This is a genomic window from Hydrogenophaga sp. (assembly GCF_041633695.1).
In the GTDB taxonomy this organism is placed as follows: Bacteria; Pseudomonadota; Gammaproteobacteria; order Burkholderiales; family Burkholderiaceae_C; genus Hydrogenophaga.
The window spans coordinates 1-3352 of the sequence record NZ_JBFJMY010000448.1; the positions used below are offsets into that span (position 1 = coordinate 1).

Here is a 3352-nt window from a genome sequence, read left to right on the forward strand (position 1 = left end):
CCATAGCCCGGCTATGGGGCAAATAGACGGTGAAAAATGGACCGCTGCGGGCGATTTGCAGCCGACGCCTCTTCTGCCGCGCAGGCTCCTAGCCCACTCGGGGTGGGCGCCAGGGTTCAGATCGCCAGCGGGTCCACGTCCACCGCCCAGCGCAGCAGACCACGCGCATCGGGGTGGCTGCGCGTGGCGTGCAGCACCGGTTGCCAGGCGGCCAGAAAACGCTGCAGCGCGCCGCGCGATTCGGCCTCCACCAGCATTTGCGCGCGCTCCACATTGGCCACGCGTTGAATGGTCAGCGGCACGGCGGGGTAGAGCGTCACATCGGCGCGGTGCGGCAGCTCGGCAGCGGCCTGGGCGGCAGCGTTGAGGAAGGCCCGAGCGGCGTCCTGGGTGCGGGCGTCGGCGCGCAGCAAGGCCTGGTGGCCAAACGGCGGCATGCCCGCGTCTTCGCGCTCCACCAGCTGTTCGGCGGCAAAGGCGGGGAAGTCGTGGCGCTGGAGCTGGGTGAACAGCGGGTGCTGCGGGTACCAGGTTTGCACCCACATCTCGCTGCCGGCGCTGTGTTCGGCGGCGCGCCCGGCGCGGCCAGCGGCTTGCATCAACAAGGCAAACAGGCGCTCGGGTGCGCGGTAGTCGCTGGCGAACAGGGCTGCGTCGGCGTTCACGCTGGCCACCAGGGTGATGCGGCGAAAGTCGTGGCCCTTGGCGATCATCTGCGTGCCCACCAGCACATCCACCTCGCCGCTGTGCATGGTGGCGAGCTGCACTTCCAGGCTGCCTTTGAGCCGGGTCGAGTCGGCGTCCATGCGGGCCACACGCGGTGGGCCGCCGTCGGGGCGGCGCGCATCGGCCAGCAGGGCGGTGAGCTGTTCTTCGATCTGCTCGGTGCCACGTCCCACGGGGGCAATGTCCACGTTGCCGCAGTCGGGGCAGGCGCGGGGCACGCGCTCGGTGAAGCCGCAGTGGTGGCAGCGCAGGGTGCGGTCCAGTTTGTGGAACACGCGGTAGGCGCTGCAATGCGGGCAACTGCTTTTCCAGTCGCAGGCGTGGCAGGCCAGCACCGGTGCGTAGCCGCGCCGGTTCAGCAGCACCAGGCACTGCTCGCTGCGCGCGATGCGTTCGGCCATGGCCGCCAGCAGCGGCGGCGCCAACACCGCGCCTTTGGGCTGGTGGTGCATGTCGACCAGGCGCAGGCGCGGCAAGGCGCCGCCACCGATGCGGCTGGGCATGGCCAGCCGCTGGTAGCGCCCTTGTTCGGCGGCGTGCCAGCTTTCCAGCGAAGGCGTGGCCGAACCCAGCAGCACCTGGCAGCGCGCCGCGCCGGGTTCCGCCGGGTGGCCCGGCAGGGCGGCCAGCGCCTTGCTTTCCAGCTGGGCGCGGTACACGGCGAGATCGCGGGCCGAATAACGCGCCCCTTCCTGGCTCTTGTAGCTGGGGTCGTGTTCTTCGTCGACCACGATCAGGCGCAAGCCGGGCAGGCTGGCAAAAATCGCCATGCGGGTGCCCAGCACAATGCGCGCCTGCCCGGTGTGCGCCGCCAGCCAGCTGGCCAGGCGCTGCGCCGGCGTCATGCCGCTGTGCAGGCAGACCACGGCATCGGCACCAAATGCGGGTTCGAAGCGTTCGCGAAAACGCGCCTCCAGCTGCGGCGTGAGGTTGATCTCGGGCACCATCACCAGCACCTGGGTGGCGGGCGGGGCCTGGCCGATCTCACCGGTTTCTGCGTCCACCTGGGCGGCTGGCGCTGCAATTTCCAGCACCTGCTGGGTGGCGCGCAGGTAAATCTCGGTTTTGCCGCTGCCGGTGGCGCCAAACAACAAAACCGGCGCCGTGGCGGCGGCCAGGGCCTGCAAGGTCTCGCTTTGTTCGTCGCTCAGGGTGTGCGCCAGCGCCGTGGCGGGGTCGCCAGCCGCGGCAACACCCGAAGCGGCCAGGGCCTTGGCCCGGCGTTTCAGGCGGCGGGCCAGCTGGGTGTTGTCGAGCTCGCGCAGCTGCGGCGGCAGCGCGGCCAGCGCCACCTCGCCCAGACTGCGCTGGTAATACTGGGCGGCGAAGCGCACCAGTTGTAGCCAGCGGGTGTTGAGGGGGGGGAGCCCGTCCAGCACCGCCGCCACCCATTTGGCCTTGGCCGGGTCCAGTCCGGCGGGCGGGACCGTGGGGCAGTCCCACACCACGCCCAACACTTCGCGCGAACCCAGTGGCACCCGCACCAAGCTGCCGACAGCGAGCAACCGCTCGCTTCGGTAGCTGAGCGGTCCCCCCACCGCGCTGTGGGCGGGGGTGGCTACGACGATGCTGGGCCAACAGTCCATGCTTAGGGCGGGTTCCTCAGTTGATCTATCGAAGTGTGCCGTAAGTCATTGATTTGAAAGCGCATACAGACATGTCCAAGCTTTCTGTGGATAACTTTGTGGATAGAGCCTGCCGACGGCTCGGGAGGCCTTGAAAATCAAGGCCTTTCTTAAATTGCCCAGAAAAAAAGCAAAAAATAAAATTCATATAAATCAACAGCTTAGCAACCATACTGGACCTGGAAAAGGTTCCATGGGGTCTGCAAAAAAGTTGATGCACCGCAGCACAAGTTTTGTGCATAACTGAGGTCTGTCAAGTGCCGTTTTCCGAAATTTTTGTGTTAAGGCCAGCCGAACACCCCCGGTGTGCCTGGCCCGGGGGCTGTTTGTGGGGCCGATTTTGAGCACCAAAGACCTCAGCTTTTGTGCCCCTTGGGCAGCGCCCAAACCGGCCCAAGGCCTGTGAAACCGGGGCTTTGGCCAGCCCTCAGGGGGTTGCGCGCAGGCGCCGCGAATGCGTGTGCACCGCGTTCACCAGCGTGCTCACATGCTCGGGCGGGGTGAACTGGCTGATGCCGTGGCCCAGGTTGAAGATGTGCGTGGGACCGGTGCCGGCGCCCTGGTGGGGCTTGCCAAAGCTCTCCAGCACGGCGGCCACTTCGGCGTCGATGCGCTCAGGGGGGGCAAACAACACATTGGGGTCGATGTTGCCTTGCAGGGCTTTGCGGTCGCCCACTGCCGCACGCGCTTTGGCCAGATTCACGGTCCAGTCCAGGCCCAGCGCGTCGCAGTCCAGGTCTTTCATCTCGTCCAGCCACAGGCCGCCACCCTTGGTGAAGACGATGCGCGGAACCACCACGCCGTCTTTTTCGCGCTGCAGCTGGGCCAGCACGCGCTTGGTGTAGGTCAGGCTGAAGTCCTGGAACTTGCCGTCGGCCAGCACGCCGCCCCAGCTGTCGAACACCATCACCGCCTGCGCACCTGCGTCGATCTGTGCGTTCAAGTAGGTGGCCACCGCGTCGGCGTTGATCGCCAGGATCTGGTGCATCAGGTCCGGGCGG

The 3352-nt window shown here is 67.1% G+C and carries 2 protein-coding genes; both read right to left on the bottom strand.

Translation table 11 applies throughout. The features are described from left to right. Window positions 1-116: 116 nt before the first annotated feature. Complete coding sequence (gene priA, locus ABYB95_RS19860; RefSeq protein WP_372660882.1) at window positions 117-2312, bottom strand: primosomal protein N'; 2196 nt, start codon at window positions 2310-2312, stop codon at window positions 117-119. Window positions 2313-2778: 466 nt separating this feature from the next. Then, the coding region (locus ABYB95_RS19865; protein WP_372660885.1) for a uroporphyrinogen decarboxylase family protein at window positions 2779-3352 on the bottom strand (574 nt) is incomplete at its 5' end.

Coding starts and splice junctions, on each gene's coding strand:
- priA (WP_372660882.1), bottom strand. CDS start 2,312: ATGGACTGTTGGCCCAGCATCGTCGTAGCCACCCCCGCCCACAGCGCG.